The organism is Citrobacter sp. 172116965 (assembly GCF_013458095.1).
GTDB lineage: Bacteria > Pseudomonadota > Gammaproteobacteria > Enterobacterales > Enterobacteriaceae > Citrobacter > Citrobacter braakii.
The window spans coordinates 3,533,104-3,552,260 of the sequence record NZ_CP046673.1; the positions used below are offsets into that span (position 1 = coordinate 3,533,104).

At 52.7% G+C, this 19,157-nt stretch carries 18 protein-coding genes and 1 tRNA gene; 6 read left to right on the plus strand and 13 right to left on the minus strand.

From position 1 onward, the window contains the following. Window positions 1-5: 5 nt before the first annotated feature. On the minus strand, window positions 6-1,226 hold the full coding sequence (fabB, locus tag GPJ68_RS17230; RefSeq protein WP_016157055.1) for a beta-ketoacyl-ACP synthase I: 1,221 nt from the start codon (window positions 1,224-1,226) through the stop codon (window positions 6-8). Between the two features lie 159 nt (window positions 1,227-1,385). Here fabB and mnmC point away from each other — a divergent pair, with 159 nt between their 5' ends. Continuing rightward, a complete protein-coding gene (gene mnmC, locus GPJ68_RS17235) occupies window positions 1,386-3,386 on the plus strand; it encodes a bifunctional tRNA (5-methylaminomethyl-2-thiouridine)(34)-methyltransferase MnmD/FAD-dependent 5-carboxymethylaminomethyl-2-thiouridine(34) oxidoreductase MnmC (RefSeq protein WP_180836888.1) in 2,001 nt (666 codons plus the stop codon). Window positions 3,387-3,489: 103 nt separating this feature from the next. Here the strand turns inward: mnmC and GPJ68_RS17240 are convergent, their stop codons facing one another. Genes GPJ68_RS17240 through prmB form a run of 6 tightly spaced genes read right to left on the minus strand, consistent with a single transcriptional unit; the run spans window position 3,490 to window position 8,043 of the window. Then, window positions 3,490-3,768, minus strand: coding sequence for a YfcL family protein (locus GPJ68_RS17240; protein WP_049042587.1), 279 nt, complete (start codon window positions 3,766-3,768; stop codon window positions 3,490-3,492). A 32-nt stretch (window positions 3,769-3,800) separates the two neighbouring features. Beyond that, window positions 3,801-4,349: an elongation factor P hydroxylase gene (locus GPJ68_RS17245; RefSeq protein ID WP_016153873.1), complete on the minus strand. Its 549-nt coding sequence runs from the start codon at window positions 4,347-4,349 to the stop codon at window positions 3,801-3,803. After that, the gene (locus tag GPJ68_RS17250; protein WP_016153874.1) at window positions 4,349-5,158 is read right to left on the minus strand and encodes a sulfite exporter TauE/SafE family protein; all 810 of its coding nucleotides are present in this window, start codon (window positions 5,156-5,158) and stop codon (window positions 4,349-4,351) included. The genes GPJ68_RS17245 and GPJ68_RS17250 overlap by 1 nt, the downstream gene beginning before the upstream one ends. After that, window positions 5,158-5,982, minus strand: coding sequence for a penicillin-insensitive murein endopeptidase (mepA, locus tag GPJ68_RS17255; protein ID WP_016153875.1), 825 nt, complete (start codon window positions 5,980-5,982; stop codon window positions 5,158-5,160). The genes GPJ68_RS17250 and mepA overlap by 1 nt, the downstream gene beginning before the upstream one ends. A gap of 3 nt (window positions 5,983-5,985) precedes the next feature. Beyond that, window positions 5,986-7,071: a chorismate synthase gene (gene aroC / locus GPJ68_RS17260; protein WP_003028170.1), complete on the minus strand. Its 1,086-nt coding sequence runs from the start codon at window positions 7,069-7,071 to the stop codon at window positions 5,986-5,988. 39 nt (window positions 7,072-7,110) lie between these two features. Next, entirely contained in the window at window positions 7,111-8,043 is a 933-nt protein-coding gene (gene prmB / locus GPJ68_RS17265; protein ID WP_016157058.1) for a 50S ribosomal protein L3 N(5)-glutamine methyltransferase, read from the minus strand. 166 nt (window positions 8,044-8,209) lie between these two features. Here prmB and smrB point away from each other — a divergent pair, with 166 nt between their 5' ends. Beyond that, window positions 8,210-8,761: an endonuclease SmrB gene (gene smrB / locus GPJ68_RS17270; RefSeq protein WP_016157059.1), complete on the plus strand. Its 552-nt coding sequence runs from the start codon at window positions 8,210-8,212 to the stop codon at window positions 8,759-8,761. 80 nt (window positions 8,762-8,841) lie between these two features. Here the strand turns inward: smrB and sixA are convergent, their stop codons facing one another. From sixA to GPJ68_RS17290, 4 genes are all read right to left on the minus strand, one after another. Beyond that, entirely contained in the window at window positions 8,842-9,327 is a 486-nt protein-coding gene (gene sixA / locus GPJ68_RS17275) for a phosphohistidine phosphatase SixA (protein WP_003028179.1), read from the minus strand. A gap of 208 nt (window positions 9,328-9,535) precedes the next feature. Continuing rightward, window positions 9,536-11,683 carry a fatty acid oxidation complex subunit alpha FadJ gene (gene fadJ, locus GPJ68_RS17280; protein ID WP_053389552.1) on the minus strand — a complete coding sequence of 716 codons (2,148 nt, stop codon included), beginning with the start codon at window positions 11,681-11,683 and terminating at the stop codon, window positions 9,536-9,538. Next, complete coding sequence (gene fadI, locus GPJ68_RS17285; protein ID WP_016153879.1) at window positions 11,683-12,993, minus strand: acetyl-CoA C-acyltransferase FadI; 1,311 nt, start codon at window positions 12,991-12,993, stop codon at window positions 11,683-11,685. Before fadI ends, fadJ begins: the two co-directional genes overlap by 1 nt. 176 nt (window positions 12,994-13,169) lie before the next feature. Beyond that, window positions 13,170-13,454: a YfcZ/YiiS family protein gene (locus GPJ68_RS17290; protein ID WP_003834838.1), complete on the minus strand. Its 285-nt coding sequence runs from the start codon at window positions 13,452-13,454 to the stop codon at window positions 13,170-13,172. A gap of 371 nt (window positions 13,455-13,825) precedes the next feature. On the opposite strand from GPJ68_RS17290, the gene fadL reads away from it, so the two are divergent. After that, window positions 13,826-15,106 carry a long-chain fatty acid transporter FadL gene (gene fadL, locus GPJ68_RS17295; RefSeq protein WP_016157062.1) on the plus strand — a complete coding sequence of 427 codons (1,281 nt, stop codon included), beginning with the start codon at window positions 13,826-13,828 and terminating at the stop codon, window positions 15,104-15,106. Window positions 15,107-15,165: 59 nt separating this feature from the next. Here fadL and mlaA read toward each other — a convergent pair whose 3' ends face one another. After that, window positions 15,166-15,921, minus strand: coding sequence for a phospholipid-binding lipoprotein MlaA (gene mlaA, locus GPJ68_RS17300; protein WP_003028190.1), 756 nt, complete (start codon window positions 15,919-15,921; stop codon window positions 15,166-15,168). Window positions 15,922-16,218: 297 nt separating this feature from the next. On the opposite strand from mlaA, the gene GPJ68_RS17305 reads away from it, so the two are divergent. Beyond that, entirely contained in the window at window positions 16,219-17,151 is a 933-nt protein-coding gene (locus GPJ68_RS17305) for a formate/nitrite transporter family protein (protein WP_087121848.1), read from the plus strand. 75 nt (window positions 17,152-17,226) lie between these two features. Beyond that, a tRNA-Arg gene (locus GPJ68_RS17310) sits at window positions 17,227-17,298 on the plus strand. A 53-nt stretch (window positions 17,299-17,351) separates the two neighbouring features. Here GPJ68_RS17310 and GPJ68_RS17315 read toward each other — a convergent pair. Next, window positions 17,352-17,978: a DNA-binding protein gene (locus GPJ68_RS17315; RefSeq protein WP_047416341.1), complete on the minus strand. Its 627-nt coding sequence runs from the start codon at window positions 17,976-17,978 to the stop codon at window positions 17,352-17,354. Between the two features lie 560 nt (window positions 17,979-18,538). Between GPJ68_RS17315 and GPJ68_RS17325 the strand changes: the two genes are divergently transcribed. Continuing rightward, window positions 18,539-19,147, plus strand: a complete 609-nt coding sequence (locus GPJ68_RS17325) for a DUF1062 domain-containing protein (RefSeq protein WP_016157065.1) — start codon at window positions 18,539-18,541, stop codon at window positions 19,145-19,147. Window positions 19,148-19,157 lie beyond the last annotated feature (10 nt).

Consider the following 19,157-nt stretch of genomic DNA (forward strand, 5'->3'; position numbering starts at 1 on the left):
GAGACTTACGCCTTCAGCTTACGCATAACCAGCGTAGCGTTGGTGCCGCCAAAGCCGAAGCTGTTGGACATCACGGTGGTCAGCGCCTGCTCGGTCGGTTTGGTCACGATGTTCAGACCTGCCGCCTGCTCATCCAGCTCTTCAATGTTGATGCTTGGCGCGATAAAGCCATGTTCCAGCATCAGCAGAGAGTAGATAGCTTCCTGCACGCCAGCCGCGCCCAGTGAGTGACCGGTCATCGCTTTGGTTGCGGAGATTGCCGGGCTGTTGTTGCCAAACACTTCGCGGATTGCGCCCAGTTCTTTCACGTCACCAACCGGAGTCGAGGTACCGTGAGAGTTCAGGTAGTCGATCGGCGTGTCTACACCGTGCATCGCCATCTGCATGCAACGTACTGCGCCTTCGCCAGACGGAGCAACCATGTCTGCGCCATCGGACGTTGCGCCGTAACCGACGATTTCCGCATAGATGTGCGCGCCACGTGCCAGAGCGTGCTCCAGTTCTTCAACCACGACCATACCGCCGCCGCCAGCAATAACGAAACCGTCGCGGTTTGCGTCATAGGTACGGGAAGCTTTTGACGGATCGTCGTTGTATTTGGTAGACAGCGCGCCCATTGCATCGAATTCACACGCCATTTCCCAGCACAGCTCTTCGCCGCCGCCAGCAAAAACGATGTCCTGTTTGCCCAGCTGAATTTGTTCTACCGCGTTGCCGATGCAGTGCGCAGATGTCGCACAGGCAGAACTGATGGAGTAGTTTACGCCGTGGATTTTGAACGGCGTTGCGAGGCAGGCAGAAACGCCGGACGCCATCGCTTTGGTGACCACATACGGGCCAACCGCTTTCAGACCACGTGGGCTACGCATTGCGTCAGCGCCGAACACCTGAAAACGTGGGGAGCCGCCGCCGGAACCTGCAATCAGGCCAACGCGCGGGTTGTTCTGGTAATCTTCTGCAGCAAGGCCGGCATCAGCCACTGCCTGCTCCATCGATAGGAATGCATAGATGGATGCGTCGCTCATGAAGCGCACTACTTTGCGGTCAATGAGGCCAGTGGTATCCAGTTTTACGTTGCCCCAAACGTGGCTACGCATGCCGGAGTCCTTCAGCTCCTGAGAGAAAGTGATCCCTGAACGTCCTTCACGCAGAGATGCCAGGACTTCCTGCTGGTTATTACCGATGCTGGAAACGATGCCCAAGCCAGTAATCACTGCACGTTTCATTCAATACCTCTGTAAGTCGCACTATTTTAAAGTTTCGAGTGGCACAATAGCGTACACTTGTACGCCGAACAAGTCCGATCAGCCATTTTATGTGGAAATTTGCGCAGCCAGGCACTCATCGCTAAGATCGGGGCACAGCCTGTCAGACGAGTAACTTACGTGAAACAATACGCTATACAACCTGCCAACCTTGAATTCAACGCTGAGGGTACACCTGTTTCCCGAGATTTTGACGATGTCTATTTTTCTAATGATAACGGGCTGGAAGAGACACGTTACGTCTTTCTCGGCGGTAACCATCTCGCACAACGATTCCCTGCGCATTCACGTCCCCTCTTCGTGGTGGCAGAAAGCGGGTTTGGCACTGGACTTAACTTCCTCACGCTCTGGCAGGCATTTGCCGATTTTCGCGATACCCACCCTGAAGCTACCCTGGAAAGATTACATTTCATCAGCTTTGAAAAATATCCGCTGACGCGTGAAGATCTCACCTTAGCCCACCAGCACTGGCCAGAACTTGCCCCGTGGGCCACGGCACTGCAAGAACAATGGCCGATGCCGCTGGCGGGATGTCATCGCCTGCTGCTTGATGATGGGCGCGTCACGCTGGATCTGTGGTTTGGCGATATAAACGAACTGACCAGTACGCTGGATGACTCTCTGAATCAAAAGGTGGACGCCTGGTTCCTGGACGGTTTCGCACCGGCAAAAAACCCGGATATGTGGACGCCAACGCTGTTTAACGCGATGGCCCGACTGGCTCGTCCCGGCGGGACGCTGGCAACCTTTACCTCGGCAGGCTTTGTACGTCGGGGGTTGCAGGAAGCCGGGTTTACAATGCAAAAATGCAAAGGCTTTGGGCGCAAACGCGAAATGCTCTGTGGCGTGATGGAACAGACTCAGACGTTCACGTCCTCGGCGCCATGGTTTGCGCGTACGGGAACAGATAAGCGCGAAGCCGCCATTATTGGTGGAGGAATTGCCAGCGCATTGCTGTCACTGGCGTTATTGCGCCGCGGCTGGCAGGTCACGCTGTATTGCGCCGACGATAAACCTGCCGGGGGCGCATCCGGTAATCGCCAGGGGGCGCTCTACCCCCTACTTAGCAAACATGACGCAGCCATTAATCTCTTTTTCCCCACTGCGTTTACCTTCGCCCGTCGACTGTATGACGCCCTCCCCGTTGAGTTCGCGCATGACTGGTGCGGCGTGACGCAACTCGCGTGGGATGAGAAAAGCCAGCAAAAAATCACCCAGATGCTGTCCCTTGAACTGCCCGCTGCGCTCGCCGTCGGGGTTGACGCACAGCAGGTTTTACAAACAACAGGTGTGGAAACCGGATGCGGCGGGATTCAGTATCCGGCCGGAGGATGGCTGTACCCGGCGCAGTTAACCGCCGCGGTACTGGACTATGCAACAACCCTGGGATTACGCACCCGCTACCAACATACGCTGGCCTCACTGATTCGCCAGACAGCAAGCTGGCAATTGCAGTTTTCCAGTGGAGAAACCGCCTCTCACGCAGCAGTCGTTCTGGCTAACGGTCATCGCATTAGCGGTTTTGAGCAAACGCAGCCGCTACCGGTGTACTCCGTGGGCGGTCAGGTGAGTCATATTCCCACCACACCTGCACTTTCAGCGTTACGTCAGGTGCTGTGCTATGACGGCTACCTCACGCCGCACAACCCGCAAAATCAGCAGCACTGCATTGGCGCCAGCTATCATCGAGGGAGTGAAGAGACAGCGTATCGCGAGGACGATCAGCAACAAAACCGTCAACGCTTAATCGACTGCTTCCCGAACGCTGTGTGGACAAAAGAGGTAGACGTTAGTGACAATGCCGCCCGCTGTGGGGTGCGCTGCGCCACGCGCGATCACATGCCAATGGTCGGCAACGTCGCGGACTATGACGCCACGCTCAGCCAGTACACCACACTTGCTGCAGACAAAGAGCACGCCGTAAGCGCGCCGGTTTATTCCGATTTATTTATGCTAGGCGCGCTGGGATCGCGCGGGCTGTGTACTGCCCCACTGTGTGCAGAAATTCTGGCGTCGCAAATGAGCAATGAACCGATTCCCATGGATGCCAGCACGCTGGCGGCGCTAAATCCAAATCGTCTGTGGGTCAGGAAGTTATTGAAGGGTAAAGCGGTGAAATAAAAGGATGGCCTGATGACGCTACGCTGATCAGGCCTACAAACACCCCAACAAGGTAGGCCGGATAAGACATCAGAGCGTCGCCATCCGGCACAATTTACCGCAATTATTGTGCAGTAGCCTTCTGGAACAGAGTGTCCCACATTTCTTTCACTAACGCCTGGTCACGCGGCGATAGTTCGCCTGCGTTGATGGCTTTTTCCAGGCTGCTGGTCACATTGGCGTACAATGCCTCAGCGGAATGGTCCTCGCCAGCGTCCAGTTCGGCCACGGCCAGCGTCAGGTGTCCACGCAAATAGCCACTGGCAAACAACTCATCATCGCTGGCGTGCTCTACCATATCGTCGATTAATGCCAGAATGCGTGATTCAAACTCCGCGATCATCTTCTTTCCTCATTGTAAACGTGGCAGCGACTTCAGTTGAGCGCTTCGGGCCACGGGAATTGTTCCGCCTTAAGTTCAGGCGTGTGATAATAATTCTGTAACGCGTTAATGAAGCGCGCCGGACGTTCAGGGATCCCCTTTTCCAGGTACTCCATCACCTGAGCATGAACACGGCGCTGGAATACCACGCGATCCGGTTCAAAGTCCCCTTCAAGGTTGTCGCAACTGACGTTAAACGGGTAGCCCGCCGCCATGCAAAACAGCCAGTCAAACGCCTGCGGCTTCACTTCCACGTCTTCAAACTGGCATTGCGTCTTCGCGTCGCGTCCGTCCGGACAATACCAGTAACCGAAGTCGACCAGTTCACGCCGCGCCTTACCGGCGATGCACCAGTGTGAAATTTCGTGTAACGCGCTGGCGTAATAGCCATGCGCAAAAACGATACGGTGATACGGTAATTCCGCATCCGCAGGAAGATAGATCGGTTCGTCATCGCCTTTAATCAGACGGGTATTAAATTCATCGGCAAAGCAGCCGTTAAAAATCTCAATTAACTGTTCGTAGTGATGGGTATTATTCATTAGTTCATCCCCAGCCAGTGGAGAATCTCCTGTCCATGATTATCATAAAGTAGCTTGGCGCTCATCACGGCGGAGACAATGACGATCATTGGCCGAATGAGTTTTTGTCCTTTACTGAGCACCAGCCGTGAGCCCATCCGTGCGCCAATAAACTGGCCAATGAGCATCACAAATCCGGTCGCCCAAATCACTTTGCCGCCGAGGGCAAACAGCAACAGCCCGCCGATATTCGATGTGGCATTTAATACTTTGGCGTGGGCCGTCGATTTCGCCAGGTTGTAGCCGCACAGCATGACAAAAGCCAGCGCGTAGAACGACCCCGCAGCCGGACCAAAAAAGCCATCGTAAAAGCCGACGCAGCCCCCGGCCACCAGCGCGAAAGGCAACCCATGCAACCGACGCTGTCGGTCCTCTTCCCCCACTTTCGGCATCAACAGAAAGTAAAGGCCAATACAGATAACCAGAACCGGCAGGATCTGGCGCAGAATATCTGACTGCACGTGCTGAACCAACAGCGCGCCGCTCATTGAGCCGATAAAAGTCATGAAGATATTGAGCTTCTGATCCGCCAGATTAACCACGCCCCGGCGAATAAAATAGAGGGAGGAAGAGATAGATCCTCCACAGGCCTGTAGCTTATTGGTGGCCAGCGCTTGCGCGGGTGGCATCCCGGCCGCCATCAATGCCGGAATAGTGAGTAAACCACCGCCTCCGGCCAGAGAATCAATAAAACCTGCCAGCATCGCCACGAAAAAAAGCACACCTAACAGCAGTGGCGACACCATAAACAGAGAGGCAAAATGATCCATTAGAGTACATGCTCGTCCAGTAGCGCCTGGCAGGAAGGCGGCAACGGCGGCGGTGTCTTCTTCTCAGGCTTGGTGGTTCCAGGTTTCGGAGGTTCGAACCAGCTTTGCAGCTCCGCGCCGCAGCCGTCACCCGGTGGTGGTAACGGTTGATCTTCGCACTCAAGACTGTCGGCAGGACAACGCAACCGTACGTGCATATGCGCACGATGCTGGAACCATGGCCGCACTTTACGCAACCAGTCCCTGTCGGTCCCTGCATCCAGACAAAGTTGCTGCTTAATCGCCGGATTCACGAAAATACGCGTGACTTCATTATCTTTTGCCGCCAGCCTGATCAGGCTGAAAATCTCCGGCTTCCAGAGTGACGGCACGACACGTTTGCCATCCTGTGAGACCAGATCTAACGCCTGCGGCCGCAGCAGTTGCGACTGGGTCCAGCGGGTTTTCGGCAGTTGCAGGAAAATATCTACATCCAGTCCCGTCTGGTGGCTGGCGTGACCGCCATTGAATCGCCCACCGGCCGGCATGCCCATATCGCCGATTAACACCGTACCCAGCCCCAGATTGTTGGCCTGATTACTCAGACGCTGGATAAACATCACCAGATCCGGATGGCCAAAGTAACGGCGCTGATCGGTGCGCATCACCTGATAGTGTTCTGACTGTACAGGCAGCGTATCTGCGCCAACAATACAGCCATTGGAGAACGCGCCGATAGACTGCGCGCTGCCTGCAACCGGATGGGTAATTTTCTGCCAGGGCGTCGCCGCCAGACAGGCGGTGCTGGCAAACAGAGCCAGCGCCGCAAGTGCCGTTTTTTTCATCTCTTACCAGCGTGGAATATCGGTCTTCACGTCCGCATTTTGCGCCCGCTGACGCAGCAGGTGATCCATCAACACGATCGCCAGCATCGCTTCGGCGATTGGCACGGCGCGGATCCCAACACACGGATCGTGACGACCTTTGGTGATCATTTCGACTTCTTCACCAAAGCGATTAATGGTGCGCCCTGGAACGGTAATACTGGAGGTCGGTTTCAGCGCCATATGAGCAATGATTTGTTGCCCACTGCTGATCCCACCAAGAATGCCGCCCGCATGATTACTCTGGAAACCTTCTTTGGTGATTTCATCACGGTTCTGGCTGCCGCGCAGTGCAACAACGTCAAAACCGTCGCCAATCTCAACGCCTTTAACGGCGTTAATGCTCATCAGCGCGTGAGCGATATCAGCATCCAGGCGGTCAAATACAGGTTCGCCGAGACCCGCTGGTACGCCGCTTGCAACTACGGTCACCTTCGCCCCGATGGAGTCGCCCTCTTTCTTCAGCCCACGCATCAGTTCGTCCAGCGCCTCGAGTTTATCCGGATCTGGACAAAAGAACGGGTTAAGTTCCACCTGGGACCAGTCTTTGATCTCCAGCGGAATATCACCCATCTGCGTCAGACAGCCGCGAATTTCAACGCCGAATTTTTCCGCCAGATATTTTTTGGCAATCGCTCCGGCCGCAACGCGCATCGCCGTTTCACGTGCGGATGAGCGTCCGCCGCCACGGTAGTCACGCAGGCCATATTTCTGCTCATAGGTATAGTCGGCGTGTCCGGGACGAAAAACGTCCTTAATCGCGCCGTAATCCTGTGAACGCTGATCGGTATTTTCGATCAACAGGCCAATGCTGGTGCCGGTGGTAACGCCCTCGAACACGCCGGAGAGGATTTTCACCTGATCCGGCTCACGACGCTGCGTAGTGTAGCGCGATGTGCCCGGACGGCGTCTGTCGAGATCGTGCTGCAGGTCAGCTTCTGTCAGAGAAATGCCCGGCGGAACACCATCGACAATACAACCGAGCGCCAGCCCGTGTGATTCACCGAAAGTGGTTACGCGAAAGAGTTGCCCAATTGTGTTTCCTGCCATCACGGCTCCGTTATGAGTGTTGTGTATGTGCGCGTGTATTTAGTCTTTATAAATGCTGAAGTGCTCGCGAGCAGCAACTAACTGCTCTTTGGTCAGCATGAATACACCTTCACCGCCGTTGTCGAACTCCAGCCAGGTGAACGGTACATCCGGGTATTGCTCTATCAGATGTACCATGCTGTTTCCGACTTCACAAATCAGAATACCGTTATCTGACAGGTAGTCCGGAGCGTTACCCAGAATGCGGCGGGTAAGTTTTAGTCCATCGCTGCCGGACGCCAGACCCAGCTCAGGTTCATGACGATATTCGTTTGGCAGATCGGACATATCTTCCGCATCGACATACGGCGGATTGGTCACAATCAGGTCATACTGGACTTTCAGCAGATCGCGGAACAGATCGGAACGGATCGGCGTAACATGATGGATCAGGCCGTGCTCTTCAATATTGTGTTCGGTCACCGCCAGCGCGTCGGTGGAAATATCCACCGCATCCACTTCGGCCTCCGGGAAAGCATAGGCGCAGGCAATGGCAATACAGCCGCTGCCGGTACACATATCCAGGATATGCTGCGGCTGCTCATTAATAAGGCCCGCAAAGCGGTTATTAATAAGCTCGCCAATCGGCGAACGTGGTACCAACACGCGCTCATCAACATAAAACTCATGCCCGCAGAACCAGGCTTTGTTGGTCAAATAAGCGACCGGAATGCGCTCGTTGACGCGGCGAATCACGCGTTCAACAATGCGATGGCGCTCGCTGGAAGTCAGACGCGCGGTACGCATATCTTCTGGAATATCCAGCGGCAGATAAAGTGACGGCAGCACCAGTTGTACGGCCTCGTCCCATGGGTTATCCGTGCCATGGCCATACCAGATGTTCGCCGCGCTAAAACGGCTGACCGCCCAACGCAACATGTCCTGAATGGTATGCAGTTCACTCACTGCTTCATCGACGAAAATTTTATCCACGTATTCCTCCAGGGCATGCTCGTATTAATTTCGGCGGCTAGTTTGCCACGAAGACGGCGATAAATCAGCATTCACACAGGGCCTGAGCGCGAAAATTGCGTTTTAAGCGATCGGATGCCCGCCGAGTCGGGTTAAACTAACGAAAAATAAAAGATGAGACTCTCGAATGAAAAAGAAAACATCGCTCAGCGAGGAGGATCAGACGCTGTTTCGCCAGCTGATGACCGGCACGCGTAAAATTAAACAGGACACCATTGTTCACCGACCGCTACGTAAAAAAATTACCGAGGTTCCGGTTAAAAGGCTGCTGCAGGAACAAGCTGATGCCAGTCACTATTTCTCGGACGAGTTTCAGCCGCTGCTGAATACGGACGGCCCGGTAAGATATCTGCGTGCCGACGTCAGCCATTTCGAACTGAAGAAAATGCGCCGTGGCGATTACTCCCCGGAGCTGTTTCTCGATCTGCACGGGCTGACCCAGCAGCAGGCCAAACAGGAGTTAGGCGCGCTGATTGCCGCCTGTCGTCGTGAGCATGTGTTTTGCGCTTGCGTAATGCATGGTCACGGAAAACATATTCTTAAGCAGCAAACGCCGCTCTGGCTGGCGCAGCATCCGCACGTGATGGCCTTTCATCAAGCGCCAAAAGAGTACGGTGGCGACGCCGCGCTGCTGCTGCTGATTGAAGTGGAAGAGTGGCAACCGCCCGAACTTCCCTGATCCAGAAAAACAGAAAGAGCCGCATTTGCGGCCCTTTGATTTTCCGGATGACGGCTGTGCCTTATCCGATTCCAGGCTTTTTAAATCGCTTTTGCCATTTTTAGGTTACACGGGCTCATCTGCCAGTTAAAAGTACCCTTCCCGCTCTCATCAAGCGTTACGCTGGCAATCGCTGATGTGGTAAACATCGGCGGTGTTTCGCCTGGGCAAAGTTCAGACACCAGATACCCCACTAAAGGTAAGTGAGAGATGACCAGCGCCGTGGCGATACCTTCATTGGCCAGAGCCTGTAAATAGGCGCTGACCAGACCGACATCGCCGCAGGGAGTCAACTCCGGCAAAACATCCACACCGGTTGGCAGGTTCATACACTCCCCCACCACATCCAGCGTTTGTTCGGCTCGTAGGAACGGGCTCACCAGAACACGTTCGATATCCACTTTTTGACCTTTCAGCCAGTTCGCCATCAGGCGAGATTCGTCACAACCACAGGAGGTTAAGGGACGAACCGAATCACTGGCGGCATCAAGGGCTGCGTCGCCGTGACGCATGATAAAAACTTGCATATTGCACCGCTTTTGTTAACCAGAATCACCGACACCTTTATCCACAGCCCCTATTGACCGTGGTAACGATGTGGTGGCCGGCATTGTGCCTTATCCATTCACCGAATGAAACGCTGTTTTTTACCTCAACGGCGTAAGTATAGTCAATCTCTGTTTACATTTTGAGCGCGACCCATACATTCAGTGCGGATTCATCCTACCTTTGACCTCATGAATTCAGGTCAGTTTCCCCATTACTCCAGAATCTTTCACCGCGTTCCGCCATCTGCAATAACTGCTCACACGGCGTAAACCGCGAGCCGTATTGCGTGGTCAGTCGTTGCAGAGCAGCAACCACTTCACCCGCGCCGAGCGAATCCATATACCGGAACGGGCCGCCGAGGAAGGGCGGAAAACCAATACCAAATACAGCGCCGATATCGCCATCACGCGCGCTGCGGATAATCTTCTCATCGAAACAGCGTGCTGCTTCATTGAGCATTAACATGACGCACCGCTCGGCGATCTGCGCGGCGGTGAGTCGGCCCTGACCCTGGACGCCAATAAGCGTATAAATTGCAGGGTCGACCTGTTTTTTGCTTTTACGCCCTTTCGCTCCATAAAGATAGAAACCCCGACCATTTTTTCTACCTTTGCGATCGTCATTCAAAATTGAAGCAACAACATTTGCAGGCGCGCTAAAACGTTCTCCATATGCAGCCTCAAGCACTGGTATAATTTTAGTGCCCGTGTCAATTCCGACCTCATCCAAAAGTTGGATTGGCCCGACCGGAAAACCAAACTTAACCAGCGCGGCGTCAATAGCTTCAACCCGCTCGCCTTCGGTCAGCATACGAATAGCTTCGTTAATGTATGGCGCTAAAATGCGGTTAACATAAAATCCGGCCTTATCTCTGACCACTATCGGCGTTTTGCCCTGCTTTTTCGCCAGTTTAACGGTTGTGGCAATTGTCTGCTCAGAGGTCGTGGCATGCGGGATAACCTCGACCAGCGGCATTTTTTCCACCGGGCTAAAGAAGTGCAAACCAATTACTTGTTGAGGCCTGGCAGCTTTCGCCGCAATATCGCCAATTGGCAAAGATGAGGTGTTAGAGGCAAAAATGGTATGAGATGCGCAATTTTGCTCAACTTCTGCCACCATCTGTTGTTTTAACGCCAGATCTTCAAATACGGCTTCAATAACCAGATCGCGATGAGCGAAGCCACGGTAATCGGTTGATCCCGAAATCAGCGCCAGCTGTTTATCACGCTCGCTGGCTTTGATATGACGGCGGCGAACCTTCGTTTCAAGCTGATCCCAGCTGTACTTCAGCGCGTGGTTGATTCCCTTGGCATTTATATCTTTGATACGCACTGGCAAGCCGCCTTTACAGGCCGTCACATAGGCAATACCGCCCCCCATCAGACCGCCGCCCAAAATGCCTACACTGTTTAGCGGGCCGGGCTTCACATCACTTCCGGGATCCTTTTTCACATCGGTGTTGGCAAAAAAGATGTGCCGCAGCGCCTGAGACTGAGATGTCATCGCCAGTTCGCCAAACGCGCGGGCTTCGGCGTCGTAACCGCTGCTGCTGCCTTGCGCCAGGCCGGTTTCGATGACCTCAAGGATACGTTCTGTTGCAGGGTAGTTGCCCTGCGTTTTTTGCGCCGTCTTTTTACTGGCCATGCGGAATAACAGCGCCCGCCCCAGCGGCCCCGCTAGCACACGCTCTCGCACCGGCAGAGTACGGTGTGCGGGACTATCCTTTTTGGCCAGTTCTACGGCCGCTTCCAGCAAAATGGTATGCGGTACAACTTCATCCACTAAACCCACTTTCAGCGCCTGTTTTGCGCGTAGTTGTTTTCCGGTGAGGATCATATCCAGCGCGGTACTGACGCCAATCAGACGGGGCAACCGCTGGGTACCGCCAGAGCCGGGCAGCAGACCAAGCTGCACTTCCGGTAAACCCAGTACGGTTTTAGCATCATCGGTACAAATACGATTGTGGCACGCCAGCGCCATCTCCAGGCCACCGCCGAGACAGGCGCCATGAATTGCGGCGATAACGGGGATCGGCAAGGCATTAATTTCCGCCATAATCTGCTGCCCCTGGCGTGCCAGCGTTTCAGCTTCCTGCGCGCTGCGACAGCGACCAATCATGTTGATATCCGCCCCGGCAATGAAGTTATCGGGTTTCGCCGAAATGAACACCACGCCGCGTAATGCTTTGTTATCGCGAATTTGTTTCAGAATGACCCGAACCTGAGAGGCAAATTCCGCCTTCAGGGTATTCATTTTCTCTCCGGGCACATCAATGGTAACAACAGCGACGTTATCCAGACGTACGTTTAGCGTAAAAGCCGATGTCATTTCCATTATTCCGCCTCCAGAACCATTGCCGCACCCAGACCACCTGCTGCACAGGCTGTCACTAAACCAAAACCACCACCACGACGTCGTAACTCATGGAGAGTTTGGGTGATCATGCGAGCACCGGTGGCGGCGAAGGGGTGTCCATAGGCAATCGATCCGCCCAGCACGTTAAATTTACTGTCATCAACCTCGCCCGTGGCATGCGCCCTGCCGAGCACTTCGCGGGCAAAACGTTCGCTACCCAGCAGTTGAAGATTCGCCAGCGTTTGTGCGGCAAATGCTTCATGCATATCGATCAGGGTTAAATCAGCCATGGTCAGACCCGCTCTCTCCAGGGCAAGCGGCGTTGACCACGCCGGCCCCAACAGCATGTCCTGCCAGACATCGATGGCGGTAAAGGCAAAACTACGCAGGTATCCCAGCGGCACCAGCCCCAACTCTTTCGCACGCGATTCCGTCATCATAATCACGGCGGCTGCGCCGTCCGTTAGCGGGGTACTGTTCGCCGCGGTAACGGTGCCGTGCTTTCGGTCAAAGGCCGGACGCAGTTTGGCGTAATCGGCCAGCGTAGAGTTACCGCGAATATTGTTATCTTCTGAAAAAGGATCTTTGAAAGGTGGCGCGTAGGTGGTCATCACCTCATCTGCCAGTTTTCCTTCAGACCACGCCTGAGCGGCGCGCTGATGAGAACGGTGCGCCAGGGCATCCTGTTGCTCTCGCGTAATCCCATAAGTTTTGGCCATTTGCTCGGCCGTATCCCCCATGCGTAAACCGGTGGAATACTCGGCGACGGCTGGCGGTACGGGCATCAGGTCACGTAAGCGCAGTCGGGAGAAAAGCTTAAGACGCTGACCGGTGGTCCGGGCCTTATTGACATCCACCAGCACCCGCGCCAGCTTTTTGCTAACGCCAATAGGCAGAACTGACGAGGAGTCCGCACCGCCGGCAATTCCTGCGCGGATAGTCCCCGCCATCAGGCTTTCCGCAACATTCGCCACCGCCTGGAAGCTGGTGGCGCAGGCTCGGCTTACGCTGTAGGCATCGGTGTGCACATTCATCCCGGTTCCCAGCACGATTTCACGAGCAATATTTGGGGCTTCGGGCATTTGCACCACCTGGCCAAAGACCAGTTGCTCAATGACATCAGCAGAAATTTCGCTGCGCGCCAGCAGCTCGCCAACGACCATTTTCCCCAAATCTACGGCGGGAATGCCATGAAACGCGGTTGCCTGGCGGGCAAATGGCGTACGCAATCCGCTTACGATGGCGATGCGATCGCCCTGGCGGGTAACCAGCGGTAAAGCCTGACTCATAACACTCCCCTGTAAAAAATAAAAATAAGTGGTCTGACCTGATCACAGTCTTAACCAATTTTTTACATTTAGCCAAGCAGGGAGAAAAGAAAGTGGGAGCTAAGACACAGTGAATAATCACTGACAGTGACGAAAAAGCCCTTGCTACCGGGTAACAAGGGCTTTTAAAGAAGGGATTAACGCAGACCCAGTTGGAAGATCAGCGTTTCAGCTTCACAGGCAAAAACAAAGTCGATATCCAGACGCACACCTTCAGACTCTTCAGTAAAGGTCGAGGTGATTTGGCAAGGCTCAGATTCCACGCCACGCGCCTTCTCAGTCAGAGCGGCCAGCGTTTCTTCTGCCTCTGCACGATTCGCGAACACACGGCTGTATGACGCGGTGCAATCGGAGTTGTCCATGATGGTGCCAACATCCATACAGCAGCAAACCGGGGTTTCATCAGCACTGCATTTACTCATTGTAGATTTCCTCTGTATTCGCACCTGTGGTGCCAGATAAACGATGGGGATATTTTACGCTCCCATTATTCGCCTCTCCAGTCGTTAATTGTATGAAATGGGATAAGTGACCGAAATCACACTTAAAAATGATCTAAAACAAAAATCACCCAAACAGGTGAGTGTGCATACCCGCAATTTTGCCAGCTGGATCGCGTTTCTGAGATCAGAATTGAAAATATTTATAAACATACTTGCAACATTTCATCTGGTCAGACCTATACTCTCGGCACTGGTCTGATTTCTAAGTTGTACCTCAGACCCTACACTTCGCGCTCCTGTTACGGTATGTAACATTGTTTGTATAAAAATAAATCAATGAGGTTATGGTCATGAGCCAGAAAACCCTGTTTACAAAGTCTGCTCTCGCAGTCGCAGTGGCAATTATCTCCACACAGGCCTGGTCTGCAGGCTTTCAGTTAAACGAATTTTCTTCCTCTGGCCTTGGCCGAGCATATTCGGGTGAAGGCGCTATTGCAGATGATGCAGGTAACGCCAGTCGTAACCCGGCGCTGATTATGATGTTTGACCGCCCTACTTTTTCAGCGGGTGCGGTGTATATCGATCCAGACGTGAATATTTCCGGTAAATCGCCATACACCGGACGCAGCACCGATGCGGACAACATCGCGCCTACGGCGTGGGTTCCCAATGCTCACTTCGTAATGCCGATCAACGAACAGTTTGGTTGGGGGGCTTCTGTCACGTCAAACTATGGCCTGGCAACCGAATTTAACGACAACTACATCGTCGGCGAATACGGCGGGAAGACCGATCTTAAAACGGTCAACCTGAACCTGAGCGGTGCCTACCGTCTGAATGATAGCTGGAGCTTTGGCGTTGGTTTTAATGCCGTCTATGCCGATGCAAAAATTGAGCGTTATTCCGGTGAACAAACTGCCGCATTGCCAAAAGTCAGCCAGAAAATTGCCAGCCTGAAAGGTGACGAATGGGGTTACGGCTGGAACGCCGGTATTTTGTACGAGCTGGATAAAAATAACCGCTATGGTTTAACGTATCGTTCTGAAGTCAAAATCGACTTCGATGGCGATTACAAGAGCGGCATCCGCACCCAGGCCAACGCGTTACCTGGCGCAGGCACGGCGTTCCCTTGGGGAACCACCAACGCCACCGTCCCAGGTTCTCTGACGCTTAACCTGCCGGAAATGTGGGAACTGTCGGGTTACAACCGCGTTGCACCACAGTGGGCTATTCACTACAGCATGGCTTACACCAGCTGGAGTCAGTTCCAGGAACTGAAAGCAACCGGCACCAACGGGCAGACGCTGTTCTATAAAGAAGAAGGGTTCAAAGATTCTTACCGCATCGCGCTGGGTACGACTTATTACATGGATAAAAGCTGGACCTTCCGTACCGGTATCGCCTATGACGATAGCCCGGTTCCTGCGAGCAAGCGTTCCATCTCCATTCCGGACCAGGACCGTCTGTGGCTGAGTGCGGGTACCACTTACGCCTTCAATGATGACGCGTCCATTGACGTAGGCGTTTCTTATATGCACGGCCAGAAAGTGACCGTCAAAGAAGGCCCGTATACTTTCGATTCTGAAGGTAAAGCCTGGCTGTTCGGTACCAACTTCAACTACGCATTCTGATTTTCTTCAGATATAAAAAAGGTGAGCTTTTTAGCTCACCTTTTTATTTTCAACCTTCCTTACTCGGAATCGATCTCTTTTAAATCGTCCTGAATATCTTTCGCGTTCGGGTTTTCTTCTGGTTTGAGTTTGCCACCGTTCGCAATAAAGTCATGACGCTGGAAGTAAGCTTCTCGCACCATGATGTAAGGGTCGGAAGATTGACGCAGCAGACCGTCGGAATCAAGCAGTTGCGCGCGGGTTTCAATCCCTTCAACCGTCCATTTACCTATCGACAACGGCCAGGTCAGCCAGGACAGTACCGGATACAGCGTATCCACCATGTCGCCGCCATCATCACGCAGCGTGAAGCTGCCGTAGAATGGAAGCTGCATATACGGTCCATAACCAACGTCATAGTGGCCTAACGTACTACCAAAACGGTGTGGTTCAACGCGCTGTAACTTCGGATTAGCCATACCCGCCACGTCGATAAATCCGCCCATACCTAACAGGGTGTTCAGGAAGAAACGGGTGAAGTGCACCATCCCCTGATAGGGGTCGCCTTGCAGGAAGTAGTTGACCATAACGGCCGGCTCTTCAAGGTTGCCGGTAAAATTGCTCAAACCGTTACGCGCCGGCTGCGGGACATAATCACGCCAGGCAACTGCCACCGGTCGAACAACGTATGGATCTAAAACATTAAAGTTGAAGTTGTACATGGTGCGGTTGAACCCTTCAAATGGGTCCGAACGCCCCTGCTGTTCAGTACCAGAGCTCGCACACCCCACCAAAAGTGTGGTTCCCAGCGCAAGCGCCGACAGGCGAAGCTTCATAAGTGTCTCCCTGTGTATTATGGCTATCGCTGATTGCCATCCATGACGGAACGATGACGTATCCGCCTGTTTAGATGTGAGCGATTGTAACAGCACGTCAAATGATGTCTATATACCCTGTGTTACTGATTTGATCATAGCCTGGTAATGCTTACTCCGCGGCGGCTCTATTCTAGCTACCCCAATAAAAACAAACGTTACCATTTTTGCTATCTCAGACTTTCTCCCGCTGATTTTCGGGCAAAAGCCGCTACGCTTTAGCAATACGTGCTAATTCAGGATTCGGCTATGAATGACATTGAGAACGAAAAGATTGATCGGCACAGCGACGAACTCCAGGTCGACAGTGACGAAAAGCTAGAGGGTAAAAAGATTGAGGTCGATGAGGACAGACTCCCCTCCCGCGCCATGGCGATCCATGAACATATCCGCCAGGATGGGGAGAAAGAAATGGAGCGCGACGCGATGGCGCTACTGTGGTCAGCCATCGCTGCGGGACTCTCGATGGGCGCCTCGCTACTGGCTAAAGGAATTTTTCATGTGCAACTGGAAGGTGTGCCTGGAGGATTTTTGCTGGAGAACCTCGGTTATACTTTCGGCTTTATAATTGTCATTATGGCCCGCCAGCAACTGTTTACCGAAAATACCGTCACCGCCGTCCTGCCGGTAATGCAAAACCCTACGCTCGGCAATTTTGGCCTGCTGATGCGCCTGTGGAGTGTGGTTCTGCTAGGTAATATTATTGGCACCGGGGTTGCGGCATGGGCGTTTGAGCATATGCCGATTTTTAATGAAGAAACCCGCGATGCTTTTGTCAAAATCGGCATGGATGTGATGAAAAACACGCCAACGGAGATGTTTTCCAACGCCATCATTTCTGGCTGGTTAATTGCCACAATGGTATGGATGTTTCCCGCCGCCGGGGCAGCAAAAATTGTGGTCATTATTCTGATGACCTGGCTGATTGCGCTGGGCGATACCACGCACATCGTCGTCGGCTCGGTGGAAATTCTCTATCTGGTCTTTAATGGCACGCTGCACTGGAGTGATTTCTTCTGGCCCTTTGCTCTCCCTACGCTCGCCGGAAATATCTGTGGCGGAACGTTTATCTTCGCGCTGATGAGCCACGCGCAAATCCGCAATGATATGAGCAATAAACGCAAAGAAGAAGCCAGGTTGCAAGCCAGGCGGGATGAGCAAAAGCAGAAAAACCAGAAAAAACAGGCTTGAATGGTGACGGTTTGAGCAGTTGGGCGGCCTGAGGCTTACCGTTGTGAGTAAAAAACGCTATACTCGTGCCGCTTCGTCCCCTTAGTTAAATGGATATAACGAGCCCCTCCTAAGGGCTAGTTGCAGGTTCGATTCCTGCAGGGGACACTTTTAATTAAATGCATCCGGCTAAATCCTTTCATTTACCTGTCAGTTCATCCCTAAACCAGGCGATAAAACGGCACATTCCTCACCGTTGCAGTAAGATTATCGGACACCATTGTCTGCTCAGTAGCTATCCGCATCCCTGATTTTCTCAGCCTCAGTACGTCAGCAGCAATACGTTGGCTGCCAAACCAGAAAAGCCCGTCCAAAGCAGTGACATCAAGGCCTGATTCCAGTGCCAGCTTCAGACGCTCACGCGGTGCTTTTACCGTTTTAGCAATTTGCTGATACGGCGCTTCGCTTGAACCTGCACGATTAATGCGTCGAATACGATGCGACAGGCGGTACTGAAATTCATCCGGTATCCCGCCGAGACTCGCTTTCAGGCTGTAAACACAACCAAAGCGTTTGCCGTTAAAGATTACGTTTTTCTGACTAAGCTGCAGCTCTTCACGAACACTGGCAATCAGTTGCGGGGTACGGAGTAATAACAAACGGAAAGGCAGCTCAAAGCTGGTCACATAGTCCACATTCAATAACGCAATACGCAGACGCTCTTGCGGACCCGCCTTCATTTCCCGACATTCAGCAATAACATCAGCCCACTGGCCAGCCAGACGGGAACTTTCAGTCGCCTCAGTAAAGCTGTATTTTTCAGTCTGATAATCAATACGTTCGGTCACTCGGAATTCCCTTCTGGCCACATCTCGGTATTGGTTGCTCACTTTACCAGCGACAGACTGCAACCGGAAGCCCGCAGGTATAGGCAGTGGAATTATCGCTACTTTGCCCCTTAGTAACTTACTGACTGCTCTTGCATGGTGAGAGACGCGGCCGTCGATAGGGCTGGTGATCCAGGGTAACGCAGAAATTATGCCAACAATGAAACCGTGGCGGTATACGCAACCGGCTCCGGAGAAATGTTTACCCGCACGCTGACCGCATACAACATTATCTTATCAACAAGCATCCCTCTAAAAATACCTGCTGGTAGAAGTCACCAGGGGGCCCGGCATCCGCAGTTACTTCAACCTTGGCAACATAATGAATATTGATTGAACTCATATACTTGAAGGCTTCCACACTGATAATCTCGCAAGATTCATTTGTTGGCAGACAGGATCACTGTGTTAGAAATCTTTTCTTAACCCGCTGAAAAATATCTAACAAATATTTTTCTCACATAAAAACGATGGTTCGTTCAAAACGGATCCGAATTTATTTGGGTTAAAAAAGGTACAGTATGAAAGTCACATGGACTGTCACCCCTGTCGGTTACCAGCGCATTGCTAAGCGCTGCCCATCATGTAATGTAAAACGCGAATTCGCACCTTCCGGCGCATTCAGAGTCAATTCGCAAAAGAAAGTGCTCGATATCTGGAGCATTTATAAATGCACCCACTGCGAATATACATGGAATATCTCGCTGTATTCACGACTTCACATCAGCAAAATAAATCGCGAGCTGTATCATCGATTTATCACCAACGATGCCAGTACGGTTCACTATTTTGCCAATGATAAAGCCACCCTGAGCCGTAACAAGGCTGAACTTGCAGGTAAACCTGATTTTCGTATTCAGGAGCAGTGGCAGGTCAGCATCAAAACCGGCCAGAACGTCACCGTAAGCATCAGACTTTCCCATTCTTTTCAGATTAGTGTGCTATCGATCTTGAAGCGCCAGCTTTTCCTCAGCACCGCGGAGATAAAGAAACTGATAGATGAAGGCCATATTAGTGGTATTACGATGAAAGAACTCAAATCCCGAAAACTAATGACAGGATATTTGGATTTTCAGCTGTCAGCAGTCACATTATATGCTCGGCGAAAAGTTGTTATGACCCAACGTTAACAGTATGAAG

Bases quoted from the DNA above. Each gene is read 5' to 3' on its own strand.
- fabB (WP_016157055.1), bottom strand. From the start codon at position 1,226: ATGAAACGTGCAGTGATTACTGGCTTGGGCATCGTTTCCAGCATCGGT.
- GPJ68_RS17240 (WP_049042587.1), bottom strand. From the start codon at position 3,768: ATGATCGCGGAGTTTGAATCACGCATTCTGGCATTAATCGACGATATG.
- GPJ68_RS17245 (WP_016153873.1), bottom strand. From the start codon at position 4,349: ATGAATAATACCCATCACTACGAACAGTTAATTGAGATTTTTAACGGC.
- GPJ68_RS17250 (WP_016153874.1), bottom strand. From the start codon at position 5,158: ATGGATCATTTTGCCTCTCTGTTTATGGTGTCGCCACTGCTGTTAGGT.
- mepA (WP_016153875.1), bottom strand. From the start codon at position 5,982: ATGAAAAAAACGGCACTTGCGGCGCTGGCTCTGTTTGCCAGCACCGCC.
- aroC (WP_003028170.1), bottom strand. From the start codon at position 7,071: ATGGCAGGAAACACAATTGGGCAACTCTTTCGCGTAACCACTTTCGGT.
- smrB (WP_016157059.1), top strand. From the start codon at position 8,210: ATGAAAAAGAAAACATCGCTCAGCGAGGAGGATCAGACGCTGTTTCGC.
- sixA (WP_003028179.1), bottom strand. From the start codon at position 9,327: ATGCAAGTTTTTATCATGCGTCACGGCGACGCAGCCCTTGATGCCGCC.
- fadJ (WP_053389552.1), bottom strand. From the start codon at position 11,683: ATGGAAATGACATCGGCTTTTACGCTAAACGTACGTCTGGATAACGTC.
- fadI (WP_016153879.1), bottom strand. From the start codon at position 12,993: ATGAGTCAGGCTTTACCGCTGGTTACCCGCCAGGGCGATCGCATCGCC.
- GPJ68_RS17290 (WP_003834838.1), bottom strand. From the start codon at position 13,454: ATGAGTAAATGCAGTGCTGATGAAACCCCGGTTTGCTGCTGTATGGAT.
- fadL (WP_016157062.1), top strand. From the start codon at position 13,826: ATGAGCCAGAAAACCCTGTTTACAAAGTCTGCTCTCGCAGTCGCAGTG.
- mlaA (WP_003028190.1), bottom strand. From the start codon at position 15,921: ATGAAGCTTCGCCTGTCGGCGCTTGCGCTGGGAACCACACTTTTGGTG.
- GPJ68_RS17325 (WP_016157065.1), top strand. From the start codon at position 18,539: ATGAAAGTCACATGGACTGTCACCCCTGTCGGTTACCAGCGCATTGCT.